Genomic DNA, 24,536 nt, shown 5'->3' with positions numbered 1-24,536 from the left:
CGAGGTGTTCTTCCGTGACTTACAGGTATTCGACGTTACCGTCGACGCTGATCGCCTGGCCGGTCACGTTGCGCGCGGCGGGCGAACAGAGAAACAACGCCATGGCGGCCACGTCTTCGGCGGTGACCATGCGCTTGAGGGAAATCTTGTTGAGGTATTCCTGACGCATCTCGGCTTCGGGCACGCCGACCTGCTCGGCACGGGCGCGGATCACGCCGTCCATGCGCGGGCCTTCGACGATGCCGGGCAGCAAGGCGTTGACGCGGATGTCACTCTCGCCCAACTCCGAGGCCAGGGATTTCATCAAGCCGACGATGGCCCATTTAGTCGCCGCATACGGCGTGCGCCACGCGTAGCCCAAGCGCCCTGCCACCGAGGCGATATGCAGCAGATGGCCGTGGGACGATTCCTTGAGCATCGGTACCGCGTGGTGGGCAAAACGGTATTGCGCGGTGAGGTTGATGTTGATGGTGGCTTGCCACTCGGCGTCGCTGATCGCATCGATCCCGCCAGTAGGCCCGGCGATCCCGGCGTTGTTGACCAGCACATCGAGGCCGCCGAAATGCTCGTGCTGCACCTTGAACACCGCCTCGATCTGCGCGGCATCGCTGACGTCGGCACGGGTGGCGACCGTGCCAGGGTATTTGTCGCGAAACGCTGCCAGGGCGGGCTCGCTCACATCACACACATGCACCTGGGCACCGGCTTCGAGATAAGCCGCCGCCAGCACTTCACCAATGCCGGCAGCCCCGCCGGAAATCAACACACGTAACCCAGGATAGGGCTGCAGCCGTTGTAGGACACTCATGCACGTTTACCTCCTGAAACAGACGACCGCGAACGGTCGTTCTTGACGAGCAGGCGCGCCAGGGAATCGGCGGCCTGCATGATGTCATCGGTCACCGCCGCGCGCGCGCCGGCGCCATCCCGGGCAGCCAGAGCTTCAACGATGCGCGTGTGCGCCTCCATCGAGCGTTGCAGGTGAGCTTTATCCGGGGCGACCAACGCAAAGCACGGGCCCATGTGCAGCCAGAAGTTTTCCACGGCGGCCATGGTCAACTCGGCCTGGGCCACGGCATAGATACGCCGGTGAAAAGCGAAGTTGGTCCACAGGTAGCGGGACACATCGACTTCGTCGGCGGCGTGCTGCATCTGTTGGCAGAGGTCGGTGATTTCGTCGAGGTCGGCTTTTTGCAGGAGCAGCACGGCCTTTTCGGCCAGTAAACCTTCAAGGGCGACCCGTGCATCACGAATTTCACGCAGACGTTCCACCGTCATCAGGCGGACGCGCAAACGGGAGGTTTCGGTGACTTCAAAGGCGTTTTCGGCGCTGAGGCGTTGCAGGGCTTCGCGCACCGGCATCGGGCTGGAACCGAGGGCTTCGGCGAGGCCGCGGATGGTGAGTTTCTGGCCAGGCTGGAAACGGCCACTCATCAGCGCTTCGCGGATCTGGCGATAGACCTGGTCTTGCAAGGTATCGCGGGATACCTGGCGCAGGGTGGGCAGGAGGAGCGGACCATCTGTCATGAGGCAAAACCTGTGTTGTCGTTCTTATGGCATCAATATGTGATCACAAATCAAATATGTCAAATAGTTTCCCGTTGATAGGTGCGCCGCGACATTTGGACTGCGCTGCGGATTGATAGCCAACAAACATCAATCCATCCAAATTTGTCACTTTTCATTTCTAAATGTGTCAGCCACTATTCTCGGTCATAGGCGAATCAAGCACTTTAAAAAGAACGCTGGAGACACAAAACCATGACTAGCCCTAACCGGCCCGAATCTGCCCAATCTAAAATTGGCGCGGTTTTCCGCGTTACTTCGGGTAACTTCCTCGAACAGTTCGACTTCTTTCTGTTCGGTTTCTACGCCACTTACATTGCTGCCGCGTTCTTCCCTGCCGCTAATGAGTTTGCGTCATTGATGATGACCTTCGCCGTATTCGGCGCAGGCTTCCTGATGCGTCCGTTGGGCGCAATCATCCTGGGCGCCTACATCGATGACGTCGGTCGCCGCAAAGGACTGATCGTGACCCTGTCGATCATGGCCAGCGGCACGCTGCTGATCGTGTTGGTGCCCGGTTATCACACCATTGGCCTGTGGGCACCTTTGCTGGTATTGCTGGGCCGTTTGCTGCAAGGCTTCTCGGCCGGTGCGGAACTGGGCGGCGTGTCGGTGTACCTGTCCGAAATGGCAACGCCAGGACGCAAGGGGTTCTACACCAGCTGGCAGTCGGGCAGCCAACAGATCTCCATCGTGGTCGCCGCCGCATTGGGTTATGGCCTGAACGTGTGGATGGAACCCGCTGTGGTCGCCGATTGGGGCTGGCGTATTCCGTTCGCCATCGGCTGCGTGATCATCCCGTTCATCTTCATCCTGCGTCGCAACCTGCAGGAAACTGAAGAGTTCGCCAATCGCAAGCACCGTCCAACCATGCGCGAAGTACTGGCGACCCTGGTGAAGAACTGGACCGTGGTGATCGGTGGCATGTTGATGGTGGCCATGACCACGACGGCGTTCTACCTGATCACCGTGTACGCGCCGACGTTCGGCAAGACCGTGCTGCAACTGAGCACCTCCGACGCTCTGCTGGTGACCCTGTTGGTGGCGGTGTCGAACTTTATCTGGCTGCCGATCGGCGGCACCTTGAGCGACCGTTTCGGCCGCAAGCCGGTGCTGATCGCCATGACTGTATTGACCGTTCTGACGGCATATCCAGCATTGTCCTACGTCGTGAACGCACCCAGCTTCGCGCACATGCTGGAAACCCTGCTGTGGTTCTCCTTCCTCTACGGCATGTACAACGGCGCCATGATCCCGGCCCTCACTGAAATCATGCCGGTGGAAGTGCGCGTGGCGGGTTTCTCCCTGGCCTATAGCCTGGCGACGGCGATTTTTGGTGGGTTCACCCCGGCGATCTCCACGTGGTTCATTCACATCACTGGTGATAAAGCCTCGCCCGCCTACTGGATGATGTTTGCTGCGGCGTGTGCGCTGTGCTCGACCCTGGCGCTGTATCGCCATGCCAACGCCCGTGGGCAGGTGATGCAAGAGGCTGCACAATGAAGCCACTGCTCAACACCTTGGCGGCGGTGGCTCTCGGCACAATGGCGCTGACGGCCCAGGCCGAAGCGCTTAAGGTGATGACGTCTGGCGGCTTCACCGCCGCCTATAAATTGCTCGGCCCGCAATACGCCGAGCAGAGCGGCGACACCCTCGACACCCTCCTTGGCCCATCGATGGGCAAAGCGCCGGAAGCCATTCCCAACCGCTTGGCCCGCGGCGAACACGCCGACGTGGTGATCATGGTCGGCTATGCCCTGGATGATTTGATCAAGCAAGGCAAGGTCGACAAGGCCTCCCGCGTAGAACTGGCAGACTCGCGCATCGGCCTGGTGGTGAAGGAAGGCGCAGCAAAGCCTGCAATCGGTACTGATGCCGAACTGAAAGCCGTGCTGAGTAAAGCCAAGTCCGTGGCGTATTCGGACAGCGCCAGCGGTGTGTATGTCGAGAAAGAGCTGTTCAAAAAACTCGGCATGCCCGCCAAGGGCACCATGATCGAACGCATCCCGGTAGCCGAGCAGGTTGCCAAAGGTGACTACGAAGTAGGCTTGCAACAGGTCGCGGAATTGTTGCCAGTACCGGGCGTGACGTACGTCGGCAAGATCCCGGAAGATGTGCAATCGGTGACGCGTTTTGCCGCCGGCATCCCGGTGAACGCCGAACACCCGGCCCAGGCCAAGGCGTTGCTGCAATTTTTGTCATCGCCTCAGGCGCAACCCGTGGTGCAATCGACCGGACTGGACTCAGTGTCACGCTGACCGAAACGGCATTTCCCGCACCCACCGCTCCAACTCCAGCGCCGCTGGCGGCAATGTCCGCCCGCGGCGTTTTACCAAGCCCACATTACGCATCACCTGCGGCAATACCAGCCCGACCATCGTGGGCGCGTGGGCGCGACGTTGCAGGGGCACCGATGGGCGCCATGGGTGGCGGGACCACGTTGCCGTCATCACCTTGCTCGCGCTATAGCTGGAACCGCGCCACCGCCTCGCTCAGCGAGACCGCCAACTGCGCCAGCTCGCGACTCGCCCCATTGATCTGCCCGGCGCCGGATGAGGACTGCGCAGACAAGTCGCGAATGTTGACGATGTTGCGGTCGACTTCCTTGGCAACCTGAGCCTGCTCTTCTGCGGCGCTGGCAATGACTAGGTTACGTTGGTGAATCTGGTCGATGGAGTCGGTGATCTGACTCAACGCGCCTCCCGCACCTTCAGCCAAGGTCAAGGTAGCGGTAGCGCGCTGGGTACTGGACTGCATTGATGTCAACGCGTGGTCAGACCCCGTGCGCATCGCGGTCACCATCTGATCGATTTCCAGCGTCGATTGCTGCGTACGGTGTGCCAGTGCGCGCACTTCGTCCGCCACGACCGCAAAGCCACGTCCGGACTCACCGGCCCGCGCAGCCTCGATCGCGGCATTGAGGGCCAATAGGTTGGTCTGTTCGGCAATGGAGCGGATCACGTCGAGCACTTTGCCGATATCACGCGATTGTTCAGCGAGGGTCTGCACCAGCGTCGAGGTTTCACCAATATTTGTGCTCAGGGCCTGAATGGCGCTGACGGTTTCGCCGACACGGTGTTGGCCTTCGCGCGCCGTTTCATTGGAGAGGCGGGTGGACTCTGAGGTGGAAACCGCATTGCGCGCTACTTCATCCGCCGCCGAGGTCATCTCGTTGACGGCGGTGGCGGCTTGCTCTATTTCAGCGGTCTGCTTTTGCAGGCTGCGGCTGCTTTGATCAGTGATGCCATTCAGGTCGGTGGCGGACGATGCCATCTGCCCCGCCGACTGGCGGATCAGTTGTAAGGTCCCGCGCAGGTTGGCTTGCATGGTCTTGAGTGCTACAAGCAGGCGGGTCACTTCGTCGTCACCGGTAACAGCCACCGTTTGGGTCAGGTCGCCATGGGCCACGTTTTCTGCAGCGCGCACCGCATGGCTCAGCGGGCCGACAATACTGCGCGTCAGCAACCACGCCAGCGCCACTGTGCTCAACGCCGCCAGGAGCACGAAGCCGAACACCATCGTGCGCGAACGGCTGTATTGCGCCTCGGCCACCTGCCCCTGCTGGTTGATCTGCGCGTTGTAGTAGTCGGCCAGGGCATTGAGCTGCGCACCGGAGCCATCAATCACCGTTTTCATGTCCACCAGCAGCAGCTTGTTGAGTTCGGCGCCTTGCTGCTTGTCGGCAAGGACGAAAGATTGGGCCAGGCCTTGCTGGTACTGGCGCAGCGAAACCTGGAACTGGTCATAAAGCGAGCGTACTTCTGGGGTGTCGATCACCGCATCGAGGTCAGCCAGCCTTTTGACCAGGTCCTGGCTGCGGGTGTCCATCTGGCTGCGGTATTGTGGAAGGCTTGCGGGATTCGGATCCAACGCCATGCGCAAAGAGATCGTACGAATGCGCAGCATGATTTCGCGAATGTCCGCCACCAGCCGCATCTTGGGCACCAGCCCGCTCTCAACCTGCACCGCACTGGCACGGATGCTTGCCATGTTCGACAGCGCAAAAAAACCCAGCAGGGCCACGAGCAAGGCAATCAGGACAAAACCCAGACCCGCACGGCGGGCGATGGACAGGCTGCGAAGGGACATTTTCGGGAAGCTCTCTTTTGAGGGATACGATGTCGTATGAGAGAGTTTCGGCTCGCAATGGCGGGACTTTAGGGATGTCCACGAAAGTACTACTGAATATTTCAGCCACTTTTCGAAAAGGATGAACGCACGGGTGACTAAAAAGCCTGCCCACCCTTGAGGTCAGCAGGCTTTTTCGGTGTCAGACACCCGTTAACACCTGCCTGATTACTTCCCCCACACTTCTGGCTCGCTGAAAAATGCCCGCGCATTACTGTTCAGCGTCTCCAAGTGATACCCGCCTTCCTGCACAATTACACACGGCAATCCCAGCCCTCGAATGCACTCCCCCAACCGCGCAAACCCTTCGCGCGTCACCGCGACTTTGCTCTGCGGGTCCAGCTCGTAGATATCAAAACCCAGCGACAGCACCAGCACATCTGCCGAGAAGTCTTTCACTGCCGCCAACGCACGTTCCAGTTTCTCGAAGAACACCGCCTCGCTGGCACCGTGAGGCATTGGCAGGTTGAGGTTGAAGCCTTCGCCCTGTGCGCTGCCGCGTTCTTCGGCGAAGCCAGCAACGCCAGGGTAGAAGTTGGTGGGATCGCCATGGATCGAGACGTACAGCACGTCGTCGCGTTCGTAGAAAATCTCCTGAATGCCCTGCCCGTGATGCATGTCGGTGTCGAGCACGGCGACACGCTGGAAACCTTGGCGCAGGGCTTGCGCAGCGACTGCCGCATTGTTGATGTAGCAAAAACCACCCGCCGCATCGAAGCGCGCGTGATGGCCCGGTGGCCGGCATAACGCGTAGGCAGCAGGCGCACCATCGAGAATAGCCTTGGCCGCTGCAACGGCGCTCTGGGCCGACCAGTAGGCCGAACGCCAGGTGAGTTCACCGATGGGGCAACTGCCATCCGCCAGGTAGCGCGCAGCCTGGGCAAGGATGCCGCGCAAGGCGTTGGGCTCGCGTACGAAGATGTTGGACATGACTTCGTCGCCCCAGTCTTCGGGGACTTCCTTCCAGCGTTGGTGGGCTTCCTGAAGGAACGCCAGGTAAGGAGCACCGTGCACGGCCAGCAATGGATCGAGGCCGTAATCCTGCGGCTGCTGGATGTCGAAACCCAAGGTTTGCGCAGCCTGCAACAGGTTGCGGGCACGCTCGGGGACTTCCTGCGGCGTGCGCATCTGGCCGCGGGAGTAGTAGCTGCGCGGTGAGTGCAGAAGTTGTTCAGGATGGAAAAATGTACGCATCAGATGCTCCTGGGTGAACACGGAACCTGTGGGAGCTGGCGCCCACAGGTGAATCCGGTCAGCCTTGAAATATGAGTGATCAGTTGGCTTGGCCGGCGCGTTTCAACACGGCGTTGAGCAATACGTCGGTGCCCTGGCGCACGTCATCGGGCAGCACATCTTCGGCTTCGTTATGGCTGAGGCCGCCGATACACGGGATGAAGATCATCGCGGTCGGGCAATAGCGTGCCAGGTGGATGGCATCATGTCCGGCGCCGCTGACGATACGTTGCTGGCTGTAGCCCAAGGCGTCCACCGAGGTTTGTACGCAGGCGACGCACTCGGCATCGAAAGGCGTGGCCGGGCTGATCCAGTGGGGGCTCACGGTGACGGTCAGGCCGCGTTGCGCGGCAATGGCCTGCAACTGTTGGCGCACCTGTTGCTCCATGGCGTCTATCTCGCTGTCGCGGTGATGGCGCAGGTCGACGGTGAAATTCAGCAGGCCAGGGATGGTATTGCGTGACGATTTAGTGAGGCTCAATTCGCCCACGGTGGTCAGGCCTTCCGGGGCGAAATCGGCCGCCAGTTGCTCCAACGCCTGGATCATTTGCGCAGCGCCGTACAACGCATCTTTACGCAGCGGCATCGGTGTAGTGCCGGCATGGGCGGCCATGCCTTCGACCCGCACATCCAGCCAGCGAATCGCCTGGCCACCGGTGACCACGCCGATGCTCTTGGCGTTGTCTTCAAGGATCGGGCCCTGCTCGATATGCGCCTCGAAATACGCATCCACCGCGCCACCCAATGGGCGTGAACCGCTGTAGCCGGTGGCACGCAGGGCCTCGGCCACGCTGATACCATCAACGTCTGCGGTGGCCCGCGCCTTATCCAGCGCCAGGGTGCCGGTGAACACCGCCGAGCCGAGCATGGCCGGCGTAAAACGGGCGCCCTCTTCGTTGGTCCACACGGCGATTTCCAACGGTTTGCGCGTCTGGATAGCGTGATCATCAAGGCTGCGGATCACCTCCAGGCCCGCCAATACACCATAGACGCCATCAAAGCGCCCGCCTTCCGGCTGGGTGTCGAGGTGGCTTCCCATCATGACCGGTGCCGCCTCCTTATCCGTACCGGCACGACGGGCGAACAGATTGCCGATGGCATCCACGCTCAGGGTCAACCCGGCGGCTGTGCACCAGTGGCTGAACAACTCACGACCGGCTTTGTCTTCGGCACTCAAGGCCAATCTGCAACTGCCGCCGCGGGCTGTGGCGCCGATCTCGGCCATGGCCATCAGGCTGGCCCACAGACGCTCGCCATTAATCTTCAACATGACACATTCTCCCTCAAACGCTATGAGCCATTTCATGACGGTGAGCGGTGGCATGGCGGCGCGACAACGCCAGTACACACACCAGCGACACCGCCGCGATCAGGCTATAAAACACAGCCATGGGCCACCATTGGCCTTGGTATTGATGGGCCAGCCAAGTGCCAATCAACGGGGTGAGCCCACCGGCCAGCGCACCGCACACCTGGTATGCCAGGGAGATCGCGGTGTAGCGCACGCGGGTTTCAAACAGGCCGCTGACAAAGCCTGCGATCACCGCATAAAACGAAGCCATGCACACCACCGCCAGGGCGATGCCGAGGATGATCAACGGTGCCTGACCGCTGCTCACCAGTACGAACATCGGGTAGGGCGAAGCCATTGCCAATACGCTCATCGCGCACAGGAAGCGCGTAGCGCCAACCTTCTCCGCCACCCAGGCGGCCAGGGGCTGGACGCAGAACTGAATGATGGCAACGAAGAACAGGCACTCCAGAATCAGCGAGCGCGGCAGGCCCAGTTGCTGAGTGCTGTAGGCAATCATGAAGGTGTTGGTGAAATACACCCCGGCAATGCCCAGGGTGTTGGCGCCGATGCACAGCAGCAGCGGGCGCCAGGCGGTTCGCAGCACTTCAACGACAGGCGCCTGGTCTTTCTTGATGGCTCGCGCTTTTTCGGCCAAGGCTTTGTCTTCGAGGAATTCAGGCGACTCATTCACGCCCAGGCGAATCGCCAGGCCGACAACCAGCAGCAACGCGCTGGCGAGAAACGGCACGCGCCAGCCCCAACTGAGCAAGTCTTCTTCCGGCAAACGGGTGACCGCGCTGAACGCCAGCAACGACAGGATCAATCCCGCCGGGCTGCCCAACTGCGCGAAGGAAGCAAAGAAGTTACGCCGACCTTTCGGCGCATGCTCGCCCGCCATCAACACCGCCCCGCCCCACTCACCGCCGACGGCAATACCTTGCACAACGCGCAGCAGAACCAGCATCACCGGTGCAGCGGCGCCGATCTGGGCGTAAGTAGGCAACAGGCCGATACATACGGTGACCACGCCCATCATCACCAACGTGATGACGAGGGACTTCTTGCGCCCGATCCGGTCGCCGATATGGCCAAACACAATGCCGCCCAATGGCCGTGCAAAGAAGCCCACGGCGAAGGTGCCGAAGGCGGCCATGGTGCTGAACAGTTTGTCTTCGGAGGGGAAAAACAATTGGCCGAACACCAGCGCGGCGGCAGTGGCGTAGATGTAAAAGTCGTACCACTCGATCATGGTGCCGATAAAAGCGGCGGCCGCAGCACGGCGAGGCTGAGGCGAAGCGGAAGGCTTCATGGGGCTGGCTCCTTTGGTTATTTTTTTGGCAGGAGAAAGGTCGAACACATGCGCTCTGATGGCGCTTGTTGAGCGTGAGTTTTCGTCTCGAGGCTATGATTAGTCAATTTTCTATTTATTATTCAAATTATAAATCCTGCTTATTATTGAGCCGCACCATGTCCGAAACCCGCCGCGACATTCACCCCCTGCTCAACGACCGCCTGGACTGGAACCTGCTGCGCACTTTTCGCGTGATCGGCCAGGAGCTGAGCATCAGCCGCGCCGCCGCACGCCTGCACCTGACCCAGCCGGCGATCAGCCAAGCCCTCAAGCGCCTGGAAGAACAACTCGACTGCCAACTCATCGTTCGCCGTGGTCCACGTTTTGTGTTGACCGAGGCCGGTGAACAGATCTTCGCCATTGCCGGCGAGATGTACGGCCAGGTGTCGCAGATGAGCAACGCCCTGCAAAAACCCGGCGATGAAGTGATCGGCAAGGTGCGTTTGCTGATGATCAGCCGGATCAACTCGGACACCTTCGATGAATTTCTCGCGGGCTTTCACCGCGAACACCCTCGGGTAGACCTGGAGGTCGAGGTGATGCGCAGCTCGGACATCGTCGCCGCACTTCTGGAAAAAACTGCAACCCTGGGTTTGAGCCTCAACCGTCGGCCGCAGCCACGCCTGGAGCAGCATCTGTTCCTGCGCCAGCGCTATGCATTTTTCTGCGGCCGGCACCACCCGCTTTTCGGGCGCACCGGTTTGGCGGAGGGGGATTTGCAGTCGGAGAACTTCGTGAGTTTTACCAGCGACCAGATTGGCGGGATGCTGTCGCCGTTGACGATTTTCCGTGATCAACAAGGGTTTAGCGGACGGATCGTGGCGTCCTCCTCAAGCCTTGAAGAAGTGCGTCGGTTGGTGATTGCCGGGTTTGGCTTGGGCTGTTTGCCGATTCATGTGGTGGCGGAGGATGTGAAGAACGGGCTGCTGTGGCGGCTGCCGCCGGATGAGGGGATCGCGGACGTGGATATTCATTTGCTGTGGAATCGGGAACAGAAGATGAGTCGGGCGGAAACGGTGTTTATCGAGAGCCTGTCAGAACGGCTTGGGCGATGACGCAGGCCTTGTAGTCGGTTCGACTACAAGGCCTTTGCTACCCAGCGGAGGTGACTTAGCTTCCGCGCTCCTTATTGGCTTGAGACAGAACCGAGGCGGCAAGCGCCTTGGTACCTTCGCTGTATTTATCGCTGCCCAGCACCTTTCCAGCTTTCTGCTCCATCTCTGCACTCGTCTGCTTGTCGGTGCCTTTCTGGGCTAAAGCTGAAGCGGCGAGGCTTTTGGCAATGGGTGAGGCGCTTTGGCTGTTGAGCGTTTCCGCCGCCAACGTCGCGATCTTGCCGGAGGTTTCTTTGGTATTTTTGCTCATGATGCAGTTCCTTTGCGGTTGGAGGCGCCCAATGTCGAGCGCTACCACAAAGTAATAAGGTGCCAGGTGTACCGCAATGCGCTGCTCGTAGGCAGCGTTTTGAAAGCCTGTACGAAAGGTGCATTGAACATGTAGTGCGTGCTAGAGCGTCGCATCGATTGCACTGATGATTACTATCGAAACGAGCGCCTGCCCGATTTTCAACACTGTTTCCTATAATCGCCTCCAAATTCCCTCCCCCTCGCCTGGCTTCAGGCGACGCTCATCCTGGAACCCAACCATGCCAAGTGCCAGCCAGGCTCCTCGCGGCCTTCCCGAACATAATCAACAAAGTGTCAAACAGCAGTGGTTGGCCATTCTCTCGGTTGCCGTGGGCGCGTTCGCCTTGGTCACCAGTGAGTTTCTGCCCGTGGGCGTGCTCAACGACGTCGCCAGCGACCTCGGCATCACCGCCGGCCACGCAGGCCTGATGGTCACCTTGCCTGGCATCATGGCCGCCCTCGCCGCCCCCCTGCTGTCGGTGATCATTGGCACCATGGACCGGCGCTATCTGCTGATCGGCCTGACGCTGGTCATGATTATCGCCAACTCAGTCGTGGCCTTCGCCAGTGACTTCAGCCTGCTGCTGTTCGGCCGCGTCTTGCTGGGTATCAGCATCGGTGGTTTCTGGGCGACGGCCATTGCCCTCAGCGGCCGCCTGGCCCCCAAGGGCGTGGGCGTAGCGAAGGCCACATCGATCATCATGATGGGAGTGACCCTGGCCACCGTACTGGGCGTGCCCGTAGGGACCTGGCTCAGCGGCCTGATGGGCTGGCGCATGACCTTCCTGGTCACCGCGCTGTTGGGCATACCGGTAGTCCTCGCGCAGGTCTTCCTGCTGCCCCGGCTCAACCCGGAAAAAGCCATTCACGTCAGTGACCTGCCGGCGTTGTTTATCAACCCACGGGCGCGGGTCGGACTGATCGCCGTATTGCTGATCGGCCTGGCGCACTTTGCCGCGTATACCTATGTCGCACCGTTCTTCAAAAACAGCTCCGGCTTCGATGGCCCGACGATTGGCTCGTTGCTGCTGATGTTTGGCGTGGCCGGGGTAGCGGGTAACATTTTCGCCGGCTTCGCCGCCAACCGCAGCGTGCGCTACACCCTGCTGCTGGTCGCGCTGATGATCGGCACCAGCACCGCTCTGTTCCCCCACTTCGCCACCGGTTTGACCGGCGCAGCCATGCTCATTGCGCTCTGGGGTTTCGCCTTTGGCGCCTTCCCGGCCTGCGCCAGTATCTGGATGTTTGTGGTCGCGCCCAAGGATGTGGAACGCGGCATGCCACTGTTCGTCGCCTTGTTCCAGGTGATCATTGCGTTGGGCTCGTTCTTTGGCGGGCGGATCGTCGATCAGATGGGCAGCTCGGTATTGTTGAGCCTGGCTACGGCGTTGGTGGGCTGTGGGTTTGTCACCGTGTTGGTGCTGGGGCGTAATGTGAGTAACAGCTTGGCGGCTCAACCTGCCTGACCAGACCAGTACCCATTAAAAAGCCTGCTGAGCCTTGAGTTCAGCAGGCTTTTTCAATGGTCGGGTACAACGCGAATTCAGTAACCCGCCGCATCCTCGAGCTTGCCACTGACAATGCTCACCCCCGAGCTTGTGCCCAGGCGGGTGGCGCCGGCTTCGATCATGCCCACTGCAGTCGCATAGTCGCGCACCCCACCCGACGCCTTGACCCCCATCTGCGGGCCGACGACGCGGCGCATCAGGGCGATGTCTTCCGCGGTGGCACCACTGCGGCTGAAGCCCGTCGAAGTCTTGACGAAAGCCACGCCCAGTTCACGGCAGATTTCGCAGGCCCGGATCTTTTGCGCCTCGTCCAACAGGCAGGTTTCGAGAATCACTTTCAGCGGTACCCCACCACAGGCTTGATGCACTGCGGCGATATCGTCGCGCACTGCATCCAGCCGCCCTTCGCGCAGGGCGCCGATATTGAGCACCATGTCGATCTCTCCCGCGCCCACGGCGATTGCCTGTTGGGCTTCGAAGGCTTTACTCTCGCTCAGCCCCGCGCCCAGTGGGAACCCGATCACTGCGCAGACTTTGACCTTCTGCCCTGCAAGCAATTGAGCGGCAAAAGGCACCTGGCCCGAGTTCACGCACACGGAATAGAACCCATATTCCTGCGCTTCTTTGCATAACTCTGCGATTTGCTCCCGCGTCGCGTCGGGCGCCAGTAAGGTGTGATCGATAAATTGTGCAAGTGCTGCGGGTGTGATTGAGGTCATGAAATCCGTTCCTGATGAAGGAGCACGATGGACGTAACGTATTAGAAAGCGCGCCCAACAAATGTTAATATAATACCAATAAATGATGTAATTACAACATAACTGGCCGATCGGAATACCTGTGGAAAGCAAACAATCAGAACGCATCAAACTGATCCAGCAAGCCCTGCAGGACCAAAAGGCGATCCATCTGCGGGAGATGGCCGCGTTGCTGGAAGTCTCGGAAATGACCCTGCGCCGGGATCTCAACCGCTACCCGGACAAGTTCCATCTACTTGGCGGGCATATCACGCTCGCATTCGACCCAGAAGGTGCGCCCGACTACAAAGTCACGGAGCAAGGCACTCGGCATGTGGAAGAGAAACGCCGCATCGGCAAGCTCGCGGCCGCGGTTATCAAGCGCGGCGACACGGTCTTCTTCGACTGCGGTACCACGGTGCCTTTTGTGATTGATTTCATCCCCGATGAACTGGAGTTCACCGCGGTCTGCAACTCGCTCAACGTGTTGCTCAAACTGCAGCAAAAACCCAACTGCACGATCGTCCTGTGTGGCGGCACCTTCCATCGCAAGAACCAGGTGTTCGACCATGCCGACGAGAGCAGCATCCTCGACAACGTGCGCTTGACCTGGGCATTCATCTCGGCCGCAGGCGTCAGCGAAACCTTCGGCGTGACCTGCTTCAACTTCAATGAAGTGGCGGTCAAACAGAAGGTCTTGCGCCAGGCCCAGCACCGCATGCTGCTGGCCGACCACAGCAAGTTCGACGTCGTGCGCACCGCGCATTTTGCCACCCTGGAACAATTCAACGTGGTGGTCTCCGATAAGAAGCTGCCCAAACCTTACCGTGAGCTGATCACGCAATACGGCGCGCAATGGGTGGTGTGAACCTCCCTCGCCACGCCTCATCAGCCGCCCAACTCATCCCGTAGGCGGCAACGCTCTTCGGCCGACAAATAACCGGTGCTCACGCTGAACAGTGCACGTTGCCCGCCGGCCAACGAGCGCACATTGCCTTTGGCTTTTTCCGCCAGGTAGCCCTCGGGTTCGCAGGTAGAAGGCAAGACGAATGCGGCGACACCTTGGTCGGCGTTATGCAGGATCCAGCGGGTGGCATGGGAAAACTGATCGGGCCGATAGCGGGTGTAAAACGCCGAACCTTCGGGATGGTCCAGTAGAAAATGCGCATGGCCTGCAGTATCGGCGGGCACCTCTTCGAAGAAACAGACTATTTCCGGATCATGCAGCGCGGGGCTGTCCAGGCTGCTCAAGCGCGAAGGATCCTGGCTGAATTCAGCCATGTAGGCCGACCACTCGGGGGTTGGCTTGACGTGGGCCGGCACGCTGCTGCGAGCCCGGACCCGAGCGCCGGCCAAGGGCTCGACCAGGCTGGCGCCGGGAATGTAGGCGTAGTTCATGTGGGCCATATACATCAGCTCCATGGCCTTGCCCGCAAGGTTGGTGACCGCCATGCCGATATCAAATACCCCCGAGCCGACACGCAGGGTCAGCGTGGGTGTGGCCCGATAGTGGTCGCCAAACCCCTGCACATACTCGTAGTCCCCCCCCAGGCGCAGGTACGGGCCAGCGGCGTCTTCCCCCACTTCCAGCCAGGCGGCGTCCATCGGCGCGCAGGGCATTTCGCCGTGCAGCGGATGGTCGTCGGCCGGCGCCGGGCAACCGTTGCGCAGCAGCCCGGCGTGGAACATAAAACAGCCGTAGGTGCCGATCACCGTCGAACTGGGCTTGGGCTGGCGAAACATGTTGCGCATCGTCAGCTCGCAACCGTCGAAGGTCGCGGACCAGATCATCTGCCCCTGGTAAGGCAAGGCCACCACGCGGCCGCGGGCATTTTCCAACGCCAGCGCCTTGACCCCACTGGGGTAGGTCCAGGCCAGCACGCGAAAATCGTCCGATTGCAGCAGGGTCTTTTCGACGCCGCTGAACTGCTCGGGAGACAAGGCCAGCGTGAAGGTTTTCATGAGGCCACCACAGCGCCAGCCCCAGGCTGCGCGGCGCGGCTGTGGCGCATGCAGGAATAGGCGTAGGCCACAATCACCACAAAACACAGCAGGGGCACGCTGTACGCCAGCTGCATATTGCCGTGAGTGGCATCTGACAGCAGGCCTTGGAACACTGGAATCACCCCGCCGCCGACGATGCTCATCACCAGCAGAGAACCGCCGACACTGGTGTCTTCGCCCAGCCCTTCAATCGTCAGGCCATAAATGGTCGGCCAGCACGGCCCGAGGAAAATGCTCACCGCGACCGCTGCGTACACCGCGCTGATATTCGGTACCAGGATGGTGTAGGCGAGCAAGGCAATGGTCAGCACGCCGTAGATGGCCAGGACCTTGGCAGGGTGCAGCTTGCGCATCAACAGATTGGCGATCATCTTGCCGACGAAATAAGCGGCAAAGGTCGTCAGCAGGAACCATGACGCGCTGCGCTCGTTCATCCCGCCCATCTGCATCGCCAGGCGAATGGTGAAGCTCCAAACACCGACCTGGGCACCCACATACAGAAACTGCGCCAGCACGCCGAAGGTAAAGCGCGGATTACGCGACAGGCGCGCCAGGCTCTGGCCAAGGCTGGGCTTTTTCACCTCAGCCTTGACGTTGCCCCGGCACGCGGGGAAGCGGGTGATGGCAATGAGGATGAACATCAGCACCAGCACCGCGATCATCCATTTGTACGGCAGCAGGGTCGACTGGATCATTTCCAACTGTTGGATAGCCGCCTCAGAGGCGCTCATTTGGGTCAGTTGTTCGTGGGTGGCGTCGGTGTCCTTGAACATCACGAAGCTGCCGACATACACGCCGGCCATGGCGCCGAACGGGTGGAAGGTCTGCGAGATGTTCAGGCGGCGGGTGCCGGTCTCCCGCGGGCCCATCAAGGTCGAGTAGGTGTTGCAGGCGGTTTCGAGAAACGAAAGCCCGCACGCGATCACAAACAGCGCCATCAGGAACATGCCGTAGGTGGCGCTGGATGCCGCAGGAAAGAACAGCGCGCAGCCTGCCATGTAGAGCATCAAACCCACGAGTATCGTGCTTTTATAGCCGAAGCGACGGACCACCAAGGCCGCCGGAATCGCGACGAAAAAATAGCCCAGGTAAAACGCCGACTGCACAAACGCGGTTTGGAAATCGCTGAGCAAAAAGGCCTTCTTGAAATGCGCGATCAGCACGTCATTCATGCTGGCCGCCGCCGCCCACAGGGCGAAAATACTGCACAGCAGCAAAAACGCGAACCAGGGCGTGCGATTCAGGTAAAAACCATCGGCAGTTTGTTGGAGCGGGACTTTTGTCATTGTTATTCTCCGTGGGGTATACGGCGCGTCAGCCATACAGGGATGGCCGACATCGGTGATAGACGACTCAGGACGGGTCAAAAAACTCGGCGAACCGGGCAGCGTCGGGGTAGGAGCTCTGGGTGCCGAGGCCGGTGACCGAACAGGCGGAATACGCCACCGCCCGGGTCATGGCCGCACGCATATCGCCCTGCTGGGTCCAGTAATGGGCGAAGCAACCGATAAAGGCATCACCGGCGCCGGTGGTGTCCCGGGCCTCGACCTTGCGCCCAGGCACATGAAACTCACCCTCCTCGCCCACATACAGCGCGCCTTGCTCGCCGAGGGTGACGATCACGTGGCGAATACCCTGGGCGACCAACACCCGCGCGGCGAGCAACGCACTCTCAGGCCCCTCGACCGACTTGCCGGTGATCAGTGACAGTTCGCTTTCATTGGGAATGAAAAAATCCAGCTGCGCCAGATGCTCGCGGCTCAAACCAGCGACCGCAGGGGCCGGATTGAGCAACACCGGAATGCCGTGGCGTTTGGCAAACTCGATGGCGTAGTAGACGGTTGCCAAGTCGATTTCCAACTGCAGGACGATCAGGCTGCATTCGCGTAAAGCCGCGTCCGCGGCGTCGATATCAGCCGGCTTCAAATGCGCGTTGGCGCCTTTGACGATCAGGATGCTGTTGTGGGAATCGCTCTGCACAAAGATTGGCGCCACGCCGCTGGACACCCCCGGCACCCGCGTGACGTAGCGCGAGTCGATGGCATGGCGTTGAAAATTGGCCAGGGTGTTATCGGCAAACATGTCATCGCCCAACTTGGTCAGCATCAACACTTCGCTGCCAAGCTTGGCCGCCGCCACTGCCTGGTTCGCCCCCTTGCCACCGCACCCCATGGCAAAGCCCGGAGCCTCAAGGGTCTCGCCCTGCCGGGGCATTCGGTCGATATAGGTGACCAAATCCACCATGTTGCTACCGATGACCGCGATCTTATTCATGGATATCTTTACCTTGTGCACGATGTGGCAGGCACCACAGCGTTATTATTTTTGTTATTTAAATAACATTTTCTGTGACTATTCAACCTATTTTTTGTGAATGCGAAAAAGCTGGGCTGATGCGCTGACGAGCGGACGCGCGAATTCCGGACGCGACGACGCCGTACGAAGGCGCTCGGTTCGTTCGAAGGGTTGGCTGGAGGTGTAGAGAACTGCCGCGAATTGGCTTGGGTTTAAGTTGGAAAAAACCCTTGGCTTAAAGAATTTTGGTTACCTGCCGCTATAGAGGTTGAGTCTTGCTGTATTTTCTATACAAGAAGAGGAAAAATGCTTTCGCGTCATGGATATATGACCTAAAGCTACTATCCTTCTTCATCAAAAAGGTACGTGTAGTTAAGGTGCTTACCGAAACGCGGAAGGACAAGCGTTATAGTGATTATCAAAATAAAGGGATATTTATGAGATTCGCTAAACTGTTCGGGGCAGCCACTCTACTCGCCTCTATGATTGCATCTGCCCAAGCTGGCACAATCGTCACCGTGAAGGTGAAGAACTCTACGACCGATCCAGCCGCGTACACTTTCGAGTACTTTTCAGGGAGTAGATAGCGCTCGAGCTATCTTCAGCATCTGGAGTATCACCATGGATTTTTCGATTAAATCGTATCAAGCAAGTACACAGGCAAAGGTTTCTACACAAGAGAAGCTTCCTTCGTCCAACCCTGTAAATTTGCCTTCAGGGAATGCCGCAATCAAGACGACGGAGACCGTCACAATCTCCGATTCCGCACGGGCACTGTACGCATTAAGTAGCGCTGATGATAAACAAGCCTCTATGTCCAATAGGGATTTAAAAGGACAATATGCAAAAGGTCAGAGCGATATGTACAATTTCGGGCAGCGGATTGCTGGCGGAAATCTTAATAATGAGGATCTACTTCCCAAAACAGATAACCCTGCCCGTTTGGCGTTAGGTCAGCAGTCACTGGATTACGCAGTTGGGCTTTCTAAGCGCCCCCCCGAAAAACTTCCAAACCCATTTGAAGGCATGGCCCGAAACGGGCTAAGCAATATTGTTTATGATGATTCAGGAACCTATACGGTTGCAGAACGATATGCCGCTTATGGGGAACTTAGTAAGCAGGATGAAACATATTTTTCCAAGTTGTACGCCACTATAACGAACGGCGGTGACAACAGTGAAATCTTCAAAGGCATCATGGACTATTTCGATGATCTTCCAGGGGTCGAGAAAGCGGCATACCCTGATGGCTTTAGGGACAGTATAAAAAGTCTTTACCAAGAGCAGTTAGGACAATCGGGGCCGCTCGCCCTTCTCAGGCAATCGACTGAAAACGACTCTGAGAAATTGTCAACGAGCTTCTTCAACAAGGAACAATCACCGGAGCATATGTTGCAGGCAGTCTTAGAAAAAGCGATTGCTCTTTCGACGGTCTGACCAGTCCAAAGTAACCAATGTGTCACTGCCGGGATTAGTTAGGAACGTCAGCAGGATTCGAGAACGGTTGGACGATTGAACGAATCGAGGCAGAAGCGCAAAAATACCAATCCGAACTGTGTGGTTCCAAGACAGAAGAGTTGGATTGGATGTTCAGAAACAATGTTGATGATTCCTTCCGTGCTTACCTTGCTGCTGGGACAGAGAACCTAGATGAGATCCTAGGGGCGGGCTCTCCGCTTCTCACGATGATGGACGACCTCGATTCGTACCTAAATCCGCATGTGAGCGGTCTAAACGTAGAGGTCGACAATCAGATAATCCACCTGACGCGTATGAATGCCCGGTTCCTTTTGATGACCGGCTTTCGTATTGGCCTGACAGGTCACGTTTCAGGCATTTGAGCTTGCAAGGTGTCTAGAGAATCCGGGGCGATTCAGTGGGCAGTGAACCACCGATTGCCAATGTATTTTGGCGGCGATTGACTAGTAGAACTGAGTAGTAGAATCGAAAAACACTCAGACACAAAAAAGCCCCGTAAATCATAGATTTACGAGGCTTTCTGAATAATGGCGGAGAGATAGGGATTCGAACCCTAGGTACCGGTGAAGGTACAACGGATTTCGAATCCGTCCCATTCGGCCACTCTGGCATCTCTCCAACGGCGCGCATCATAACAGCGTGAATCAGGAAAGCAAAGCGCCGAAGCGATTTTTTTCCGTGCTATCAGATGCTTGCGTCAATTAAAGCGGTACGCCGAGACGATTGGCGACTTCTTCGTAGGCTTCGATCACGTCACCGAGGCCCTGGCGAAAGCGGTCTTTGTCCATCTTCTTCTTGGTGTCCTTGTCCCACAAGCGGCAGCCGTCCGGGCTGAATTCGTCGCCCAGGACGATGGAGCCGTCGTGGAACACACCGAATTCGAGCTTGAAGTCGACCAGCAGCAGCCCGGCGTCGTCGAACAGCTTGCTCAGCACGTCGTTGACCTTGAGGGACAACTCCTTCATGCGCGCCAGTTGCTCAGCGGTGCCCCAGCCGAACGCCACGACGTGGGATTCGTTGATGAACGGGTCGCCCTTGGCGTCGTCCTTCAGGAACAGTTCGAAGGTGTATGGATTGAGCTTGAGGCCCTCTTCCACGCCCAGGCGCTTGACCAGGCTGCCGGCGGCGTAGTTACGCACGACGCATTCGACCGGGATCATGTCGAGCTTCTTGACCAGGCACTCGTTGTCGCCCAGCAGTTTGTCGAATTGGGTCGGAATGCCGGCCTCTTCGAGTTTCTGCATGATGAAGGCGTTGAACTTGTTGTTCACCATGCCTTTGCGATCAAGCTGTTCGATGCGCTTGCCGTCGAACGCCGAGGTGTCGTTGCGAAACAGCAGGATCAGGCGGTTGGCGTCGTCGGTCTTGTACACCGACTTGGCTTTGCCGCGGTAGAGTTCTTCACGTTTTTCCATGATGGGCTCCGCTTTGAGTGAGGTGGGCTAGGCGATGTGGCGCCAGTCGAGCCCTGAATCTTGATCGGCCAGTTGCAGCCAGTCCGGGTCGCACCCAAGGGTGTCGACAAAACATTGCCGGGCAAGCGTCGGCAGGTTGTTCTTGCTGCTCAAGTGGGCCAGGACCAAGTGTTGCAGGTCTTGCCAGCCCAACTCATACACCAGGTACGCGGCCTGGTGGTTGTTCAAATGTCCCAGTTCGCCGCCCACCCGCTGTTTGAGAAAGTAGGGGTAGTGACCGCGAGCCAGCAGGTCTCTGCAGTGGTTGGACTCGATCATCAACGCATCGAGGTTCCGGTAACCGTCCAGCACCTTGGCGCAGTAGGAACCCAGGTCGGTGAGCACGCCGAAGCGCCGCTCACCATCGCTGAACACATACTGCGTCGGTTCCTGGGCGTCGTGCGCCACGGCAATCACATCAATGCTCAGGGCACCGATTTGCAGTTGCTCGCCACCGGCCAGGAAACCCGCGGGTTCAATGGGTTTGCGCATCCCGCGCAAGGTACCGCGACTGAGGTACACCGGAAGATTGTAGCGCCGAGACAGTAAACCCACGCCATGCACATGGTCGGCATGTTCGTGGGTCACCAGAATCGCGCTCAGCTGCGCGGGGTGAACCCCCAGGCGCAGCAGGCGTCGCTCGGTTTCCCGTAACGAGAAACCACAATCCACCAGCACGTACGTGTCGTCGTGGGCGACCAGCGTGCCGTTCCCTTGGCTACCGCTGCCGAGAACGGCAAAACGCATCGGATCAGCCCAGGTTGTCCTGAATCACGCCCAACACTTTGCGCGCTGTTTCAGCGGGCGCAACGGTATTGATGTTTTTCTCGACGGTGACTTGCACGCTTTCGCCCACCTTGCTCAAACGAACCTGGTAACGCTCGGCGCGGGTTTCGACTTCTTCCTTGGTCGGCTTGCTGCCGAACAGCTTGCCGAAGAAACCTGGCTCGTCGTCTTTACGCTCGGCCTTTTCAGCCACGTTGATGTAGTACAGGCCCAGGCTGCGGTTGATGTCTTCAACACGCCAAGGACCTTGCTCCAACGCGCGGCCAACACTGGCCCAGGCACGGTCGAGGTCTTCACCCAGGTTCAGCACCACGTTGCCGCTGCCGTCTTCAGTGAGGCTGACGCGGCTCGGGGTGTCGTAATCACGTGCGGCGAGCAGCGAAACGGAACCGCCCTTCTCGGAGATACGGCTCATGCTGGCCAACATCTCGTCGACCAGTGCCGAGTCGACACCGGAGTTAACTGAGCGATTGGTGAAATCAACGTTGGCGGTGCTGCCGGCAGGACGCTCAGCGCTGACCACGTAGACTTCACTGGTATTGCGTTGCACACCTGGCTCGATGCGCACGCGCACTCGGGCTTCGCTGTCGGCGGCTACACCACCGGCCTGCAGGCGCTTGGCCATGGTGGCGGAGAGCTCGCTGCCCTGCTGCCATGCAGTGGTGAATTCACCGGTCTGCGGGCGTTGCTCATCAATGCGGAAACCGTTGTCCTGGAAGAACTGCACCGCCACCGGCCAGACTTCGGCGGGCGGGCGCTGAGCCACGATCCAGCGGGAGTCACCGCTTTTCTGCAGGCTGTAGTCGCTGGCATCCGCCACGGCCGATATGGGCTGTGGACGCGGCACTACGTACTCACCCTTAGTGGTGTCGTCGGCAACGTTGCGCGGGATCGGCAGCAAGGGGTCAAGGCGCTTGGCGACGTTGACGCCCGGCGGCAATTCCATCGGCTTGGTGGGTTGGGCTTCCAGGTAATCGCTACCGCGGTCACGGAAGTAGCCTTCCGGGCCCCAGATCCAACCGCAGCCACTGGTGCTGGAGATAATCAAGGCAAGTGCGGAAAGTCCGGCCAATCGCTTCATGCGTAATGCTTCCTCAATTAAACCAGGACGCCGGACTGGCGCAGGGCCTGTCGCAGCGGTTCGTGACAGGCTTCACTAAGACGAGTGAGCGGCAGACGGATACCGTCCGGCATCATGCCCATTTCAGTCAGCGCCCATTTCACGGGAATAGGGTTGGATTCGATAAACAGTGTCTTGTTGAGCGGCATCAGCTTCTCGTGGATCGCGCGGGCGGTCACGGCGTCGCCGGCGATGGCGGCAGCGCACATTTCGCTCATGGCACGCGGGGCCACGTTGGCGGTCACAGAGATGTTGCCTTTGCCGCCGAGCAGGATCAGCTCGACCGCCGTGGCGTCGTCACCGGAATACACCAGGAAATCGCCGCTCACGCCGGCCAGGATATCCTTGGCGCGCTGCAGGTCGCCCGTGGCTTCCTTGATACCGATGATGTTCGGCACGGCGGACAGGCGGATTACGGTCTCGGCCTTCATATCGCACGCGGTACGACCCGGTACGTTATAGAGGATCTGCGGGATATCGACCGCTTCGGCAATGGCGCGGAAGTGCTGGTACAGGCCTTCCTGGGTCGGCTTGTTGTAGTACGGGGTCACCAGCAGGCACGCATTGGCGCCGGCCTTCTTGGCGTTTTTGGTCAGCTCGATTGCTTCGCGTGTCGAGTTGGCGCCCGTGCCGGCGATCACGGTAATACGGCCCGCAACACGCTTGACCACGAACTCGATCACCTGGATGTGTTCTTCCACATCGAGAGTGGCCGATTCACCGGTGGTGCCGACCGCCACGATGGCGTTGGTGCCTTCTTGCAGGTGGAAGTCCACCAGTTTGCCCAGGCTGTCCCAGTCGAGACGACCTTGTGCATCCATGGGTGTGACCAGTGCCACCATACTGCCCGCAATCATGCAACCGCTCCTGCCGGAAAAAGAGAGCCGTAATGGTACTGGCGCCAAGATGCTTGCACAAGCAAAGTACTGCCTGAGGATGCGTTCTGACGTAACTAAACGACGGACAATGCCATCATCGGGCCAAAGCCCCCCCTGAAGCACGATGAAATAGGACCGATCACGCAATGAAAACGCCACCTCCTATCCCTTGGCGATGCTTTTCGCTACCCTTCATCCTTTGATCGATACCGCCCTTACAGTATTGACCGCTCATCGTTTTAGGAAGGCTGCATGTCCACCCCCACAGTTCGCGAACAATTCCTTGTTATCAGTGCCCTCGGCGCCAACCCCATGGAGCTGACTAACGTCCTGTGCCGCGCCAGCCATGAAAACCGCTGCGCCGTCGTGACATCCCGCCTGACCCGTCATGGCGAGTGCAGTGCGCTGGTCCTGCAGATCTCCGGCACCTGGGATGCTCTGGCTCGCCTCGAAACTGGCCTGCCGGGCCTGGCAAAGAAGCACGACTTCACTGTCAATGTGGTACGCAGCGCCGCCCTGGAAAATCGTCCGCAGGCTCTGCCTTATGTGGCGTATGTCAGTTCGGCCTATCGCTCGGACATCGTCAACGAGCTGTGCCAGTTCTTCATCGACCACAATGTCGAGCTGGAGAACCTGACCTGCGACACCTATCAGGCCCCGCAAACCGGCGGCACCATGTTGAACGCCACGTTTACCGTGACCCTGCCGGCGGGCGTGCAGATCAGTTGGCTGCGCGATCAGTTCCTGGATTTCGCCGATGCCCTGAACCTCGACGCACTGATCGAACCGTGGCGCCCACAGAACCCAATGTAAGGAAGTTTTCATGGCCGTAGTCATCGACCAACCCATAGCCGATTTCGAAGCCCAGGCCACCAGCGGTCAGACCTTCAGCCTCGCAGCCCTCAAGGGCAAGCAAGTGGTGCTCTACTTCTACCCGAAGGACAGTACGCCGGGCTGCACCACTGAAGGCCAGGGTTTTCGTGACCAGTACGCAGCGTTCAAGGCGGCCAACACTGAAGTGTTTGGCGTTTCGCGCGACAGCGTGAAGTCTCACGAAAACTTCAAAGGCAAGCAGGAATTCCCCTTCGAGCTGATCAGCGACAAGGACGAAGCGGTTTGCCAGCTGTTTGACGTGATCAAGCTGAAGAAACTGTACGGCAAGGAATACCTCGGCGTGGATCGCAGCACGTTCCTCATCGACAAGAACGGTGTGTTGCGTCAGGAATGGCGTGGTGTGAAGGTGCCGGGGCATGTGGATGCGGTTTTGGCGGCGGCGCAGGCACTGAACAAGGCGTGA

The 24,536-nt window shown here is 59.1% G+C and carries 23 protein-coding genes, 1 tRNA gene and 2 pseudogenes; 8 read left to right on the top strand and 18 right to left on the bottom strand.

Going from position 1 to position 24,536, the window contains the following annotated elements:
- Positions 1-19: 19 nt before the first annotated feature.
- The gene (locus tag AB4O35_RS13305) at positions 20-808 is read right to left on the bottom strand and encodes an SDR family oxidoreductase (protein ID WP_065874785.1); all 789 of its coding nucleotides are present in this window, start codon (positions 806-808) and stop codon (positions 20-22) included.
- Positions 805-1,527 carry a GntR family transcriptional regulator gene (locus AB4O35_RS13300; RefSeq protein ID WP_065874784.1) on the bottom strand — a complete coding sequence of 241 codons (723 nt, stop codon included), beginning with the start codon at positions 1,525-1,527 and terminating at the stop codon, positions 805-807. The genes AB4O35_RS13305 and AB4O35_RS13300 overlap by 4 nt, the downstream gene beginning before the upstream one ends.
- Positions 1,528-1,761: 234 nt before the next feature.
- Between AB4O35_RS13300 and tcuC the strand changes: the two genes are divergently transcribed.
- On the top strand, positions 1,762-3,069 hold the full coding sequence (gene tcuC / locus AB4O35_RS13295; RefSeq protein ID WP_065874783.1) for an MFS transporter: 1,308 nt from the start codon (positions 1,762-1,764) through the stop codon (positions 3,067-3,069).
- Positions 3,066-3,824: a substrate-binding domain-containing protein gene (locus AB4O35_RS13290; RefSeq protein WP_065882113.1), complete on the top strand. Its 759-nt coding sequence runs from the start codon at positions 3,066-3,068 to the stop codon at positions 3,822-3,824. Before tcuC ends, AB4O35_RS13290 begins: the two co-directional genes overlap by 4 nt.
- Here AB4O35_RS13290 and AB4O35_RS13285 read toward each other — a convergent pair.
- The 6 genes and pseudogenes from AB4O35_RS13285 to AB4O35_RS13260 form a co-directional block, all read right to left on the bottom strand.
- Positions 3,816-3,935, bottom strand: a pseudogene (locus AB4O35_RS13285) (LysR family transcriptional regulator); the annotation flags it as partial. The gene AB4O35_RS13290 and the pseudogene AB4O35_RS13285 sit on opposite strands and share 9 nt — an antisense overlap.
- Before the next feature lie 94 nt (positions 3,936-4,029).
- The gene (locus AB4O35_RS13280) at positions 4,030-4,839 is read right to left on the bottom strand and encodes a methyl-accepting chemotaxis protein (protein WP_371905661.1); all 810 of its coding nucleotides are present in this window, start codon (positions 4,837-4,839) and stop codon (positions 4,030-4,032) included.
- A 48-nt stretch (positions 4,840-4,887) separates the two neighbouring features.
- Positions 4,888-5,655, bottom strand: a pseudogene (locus AB4O35_RS13275) (MCP four helix bundle domain-containing protein); the annotation flags it as partial.
- Between the two features lie 207 nt (positions 5,656-5,862).
- On the bottom strand, positions 5,863-6,888 hold the full coding sequence (locus AB4O35_RS13270; RefSeq protein WP_065946168.1) for a histone deacetylase family protein: 1,026 nt from the start codon (positions 6,886-6,888) through the stop codon (positions 5,863-5,865).
- A gap of 79 nt (positions 6,889-6,967) precedes the next feature.
- Positions 6,968-8,197, bottom strand: a complete 1,230-nt coding sequence (locus AB4O35_RS13265; RefSeq protein WP_065882109.1) for a Zn-dependent hydrolase — start codon at positions 8,195-8,197, stop codon at positions 6,968-6,970.
- Between the two features lie 13 nt (positions 8,198-8,210).
- Positions 8,211-9,530: an MFS transporter gene (locus tag AB4O35_RS13260; protein WP_065874778.1), complete on the bottom strand. Its 1,320-nt coding sequence runs from the start codon at positions 9,528-9,530 to the stop codon at positions 8,211-8,213.
- A gap of 158 nt (positions 9,531-9,688) precedes the next feature.
- On the opposite strand from AB4O35_RS13260, the gene AB4O35_RS13255 reads away from it, so the two are divergent.
- Positions 9,689-10,627 (top strand): LysR family transcriptional regulator, encoded by a 939-nt coding sequence (locus AB4O35_RS13255; RefSeq protein ID WP_065874777.1) that lies wholly within the window; start codon positions 9,689-9,691, stop codon positions 10,625-10,627.
- Positions 10,628-10,682: 55 nt separating this feature from the next.
- On the opposite strand, the gene AB4O35_RS13250 is transcribed toward AB4O35_RS13255, so the two are convergent.
- On the bottom strand, positions 10,683-10,937 hold the full coding sequence (locus AB4O35_RS13250) for a hypothetical protein (RefSeq protein WP_065874776.1): 255 nt from the start codon (positions 10,935-10,937) through the stop codon (positions 10,683-10,685).
- Between the two features lie 280 nt (positions 10,938-11,217).
- On the opposite strand from AB4O35_RS13250, the gene AB4O35_RS13245 reads away from it, so the two are divergent.
- Positions 11,218-12,444 (top strand): MFS transporter, encoded by a 1,227-nt coding sequence (locus AB4O35_RS13245; RefSeq protein WP_049709493.1) that lies wholly within the window; start codon positions 11,218-11,220, stop codon positions 12,442-12,444.
- A 77-nt stretch (positions 12,445-12,521) separates the two neighbouring features.
- On the opposite strand, the gene deoC is transcribed toward AB4O35_RS13245, so the two are convergent.
- Positions 12,522-13,205 carry a deoxyribose-phosphate aldolase gene (gene deoC / locus AB4O35_RS13240; RefSeq protein ID WP_065946169.1) on the bottom strand — a complete coding sequence of 228 codons (684 nt, stop codon included), beginning with the start codon at positions 13,203-13,205 and terminating at the stop codon, positions 12,522-12,524.
- A gap of 121 nt (positions 13,206-13,326) precedes the next feature.
- Here deoC and deoR point away from each other — a divergent pair, with 121 nt between their 5' ends.
- Positions 13,327-14,091, top strand: coding sequence for a DNA-binding transcriptional repressor DeoR (gene deoR, locus AB4O35_RS13235; RefSeq protein ID WP_371905599.1), 765 nt, complete (start codon positions 13,327-13,329; stop codon positions 14,089-14,091).
- A gap of 20 nt (positions 14,092-14,111) precedes the next feature.
- Here the strand turns inward: deoR and AB4O35_RS13230 are convergent, their stop codons facing one another.
- From AB4O35_RS13230 to rbsK, 3 genes are all read right to left on the bottom strand, one after another.
- On the bottom strand, positions 14,112-15,185 hold the full coding sequence (locus AB4O35_RS13230) for an aldose 1-epimerase family protein (RefSeq protein WP_065946170.1): 1,074 nt from the start codon (positions 15,183-15,185) through the stop codon (positions 14,112-14,114).
- Complete coding sequence (gene fucP / locus AB4O35_RS13225; protein WP_065910468.1) at positions 15,182-16,513, bottom strand: L-fucose:H+ symporter permease; 1,332 nt, start codon at positions 16,511-16,513, stop codon at positions 15,182-15,184. Before fucP ends, AB4O35_RS13230 begins: the two co-directional genes overlap by 4 nt.
- Before the next feature lie 67 nt (positions 16,514-16,580).
- Positions 16,581-17,501: a ribokinase gene (gene rbsK, locus AB4O35_RS13220; protein WP_065874770.1), complete on the bottom strand. Its 921-nt coding sequence runs from the start codon at positions 17,499-17,501 to the stop codon at positions 16,581-16,583.
- 642 nt (positions 17,502-18,143) lie between these two features.
- Between rbsK and AB4O35_RS13215 the strand changes: the two genes are divergently transcribed.
- Positions 18,144-18,959, top strand: a complete 816-nt coding sequence (locus AB4O35_RS13215) for a hypothetical protein (RefSeq protein ID WP_065874768.1) — start codon at positions 18,144-18,146, stop codon at positions 18,957-18,959.
- 570 nt (positions 18,960-19,529) lie between these two features.
- Here the strand turns inward: AB4O35_RS13215 and AB4O35_RS13210 are convergent.
- The 5 genes from AB4O35_RS13210 to dapA all read right to left on the bottom strand — a co-directional run bounded on the left by AB4O35_RS13210 (position 19,530) and on the right by dapA (position 23,218).
- A tRNA-Ser gene (locus AB4O35_RS13210) sits at positions 19,530-19,619 on the bottom strand.
- Between the two features lie 83 nt (positions 19,620-19,702).
- The gene (gene purC, locus AB4O35_RS13205) at positions 19,703-20,416 is read right to left on the bottom strand and encodes a phosphoribosylaminoimidazolesuccinocarboxamide synthase (protein WP_003172493.1); all 714 of its coding nucleotides are present in this window, start codon (positions 20,414-20,416) and stop codon (positions 19,703-19,705) included.
- Positions 20,417-20,443: 27 nt separating this feature from the next.
- Positions 20,444-21,202: an MBL fold metallo-hydrolase gene (locus tag AB4O35_RS13200; protein ID WP_065874766.1), complete on the bottom strand. Its 759-nt coding sequence runs from the start codon at positions 21,200-21,202 to the stop codon at positions 20,444-20,446.
- 4 nt (positions 21,203-21,206) lie between these two features.
- Positions 21,207-22,322 carry an outer membrane protein assembly factor BamC gene (gene bamC / locus AB4O35_RS13195; RefSeq protein ID WP_065874765.1) on the bottom strand — a complete coding sequence of 372 codons (1,116 nt, stop codon included), beginning with the start codon at positions 22,320-22,322 and terminating at the stop codon, positions 21,207-21,209.
- A gap of 17 nt (positions 22,323-22,339) precedes the next feature.
- Positions 22,340-23,218 (bottom strand): 4-hydroxy-tetrahydrodipicolinate synthase, encoded by an 879-nt coding sequence (gene dapA / locus AB4O35_RS13190; protein WP_065882101.1) that lies wholly within the window; start codon positions 23,216-23,218, stop codon positions 22,340-22,342.
- A gap of 273 nt (positions 23,219-23,491) precedes the next feature.
- On the opposite strand from dapA, the gene AB4O35_RS13185 reads away from it, so the two are divergent.
- Positions 23,492-24,052, top strand: coding sequence for a glycine cleavage system transcriptional repressor (locus tag AB4O35_RS13185; protein WP_003172487.1), 561 nt, complete (start codon positions 23,492-23,494; stop codon positions 24,050-24,052).
- Positions 24,053-24,062: 10 nt separating this feature from the next.
- A complete protein-coding gene (locus tag AB4O35_RS13180; RefSeq protein WP_065874763.1) occupies positions 24,063-24,536 on the top strand; it encodes a peroxiredoxin in 474 nt (157 codons plus the stop codon).

It is taken from the genome of Pseudomonas sp. H1_A03, from assembly GCF_054685145.1.
The sequence above is the reverse complement of the archived record's forward strand: the minus strand, read 5'-3'. Positions and strand labels throughout refer to the sequence as shown.

Bases quoted from the DNA above. Each gene is read 5' to 3' on its own strand.
- AB4O35_RS13305 (WP_065874785.1), bottom strand. From the start codon at position 808: ATGAGTGTCCTACAACGGCTGCAGCCCTATCCTGGGTTACGTGTGTTG.
- AB4O35_RS13265 (WP_065882109.1), bottom strand. From the start codon at position 8,197: ATGTTGAAGATTAATGGCGAGCGTCTGTGGGCCAGCCTGATGGCCATG.
- tcuC (WP_065874783.1), top strand. From the start codon at position 1,762: ATGACTAGCCCTAACCGGCCCGAATCTGCCCAATCTAAAATTGGCGCG.
- AB4O35_RS13250 (WP_065874776.1), bottom strand. From the start codon at position 10,937: ATGAGCAAAAATACCAAAGAAACCTCCGGCAAGATCGCGACGTTGGCG.
- fucP (WP_065910468.1), bottom strand. From the start codon at position 16,513: ATGACAAAAGTCCCGCTCCAACAAACTGCCGATGGTTTTTACCTGAAT.
- purC (WP_003172493.1), bottom strand. From the start codon at position 20,416: ATGGAAAAACGTGAAGAACTCTACCGCGGCAAAGCCAAGTCGGTGTAC.
- dapA (WP_065882101.1), bottom strand. From the start codon at position 23,218: ATGATTGCGGGCAGTATGGTGGCACTGGTCACACCCATGGATGCACAA.
- AB4O35_RS13300 (WP_065874784.1), bottom strand. From the start codon at position 1,527: ATGACAGATGGTCCGCTCCTCCTGCCCACCCTGCGCCAGGTATCCCGC.
- AB4O35_RS13230 (WP_065946170.1), bottom strand. From the start codon at position 15,185: ATGAAAACCTTCACGCTGGCCTTGTCTCCCGAGCAGTTCAGCGGCGTC.
- AB4O35_RS13185 (WP_003172487.1), top strand. From the start codon at position 23,492: ATGTCCACCCCCACAGTTCGCGAACAATTCCTTGTTATCAGTGCCCTC.
- AB4O35_RS13290 (WP_065882113.1), top strand. From the start codon at position 3,066: ATGAAGCCACTGCTCAACACCTTGGCGGCGGTGGCTCTCGGCACAATG.
- AB4O35_RS13215 (WP_065874768.1), top strand. From the start codon at position 18,144: ATGGATTTTTCGATTAAATCGTATCAAGCAAGTACACAGGCAAAGGTT.
- AB4O35_RS13245 (WP_049709493.1), top strand. From the start codon at position 11,218: ATGCCAAGTGCCAGCCAGGCTCCTCGCGGCCTTCCCGAACATAATCAA.
- AB4O35_RS13255 (WP_065874777.1), top strand. From the start codon at position 9,689: ATGTCCGAAACCCGCCGCGACATTCACCCCCTGCTCAACGACCGCCTG.
- AB4O35_RS13200 (WP_065874766.1), bottom strand. From the start codon at position 21,202: ATGCGTTTTGCCGTTCTCGGCAGCGGTAGCCAAGGGAACGGCACGCTG.
- bamC (WP_065874765.1), bottom strand. From the start codon at position 22,322: ATGAAGCGATTGGCCGGACTTTCCGCACTTGCCTTGATTATCTCCAGC.
- AB4O35_RS13270 (WP_065946168.1), bottom strand. From the start codon at position 6,888: ATGCGTACATTTTTCCATCCTGAACAACTTCTGCACTCACCGCGCAGC.
- deoC (WP_065946169.1), bottom strand. From the start codon at position 13,205: ATGACCTCAATCACACCCGCAGCACTTGCACAATTTATCGATCACACC.
- AB4O35_RS13180 (WP_065874763.1), top strand. From the start codon at position 24,063: ATGGCCGTAGTCATCGACCAACCCATAGCCGATTTCGAAGCCCAGGCC.
- rbsK (WP_065874770.1), bottom strand. From the start codon at position 17,501: ATGAATAAGATCGCGGTCATCGGTAGCAACATGGTGGATTTGGTCACC.
- AB4O35_RS13280 (WP_371905661.1), bottom strand. From the start codon at position 4,839: ATGGCATCGTCCGCCACCGACCTGAATGGCATCACTGATCAAAGCAGC.
- AB4O35_RS13260 (WP_065874778.1), bottom strand. From the start codon at position 9,530: ATGAAGCCTTCCGCTTCGCCTCAGCCTCGCCGTGCTGCGGCCGCCGCT.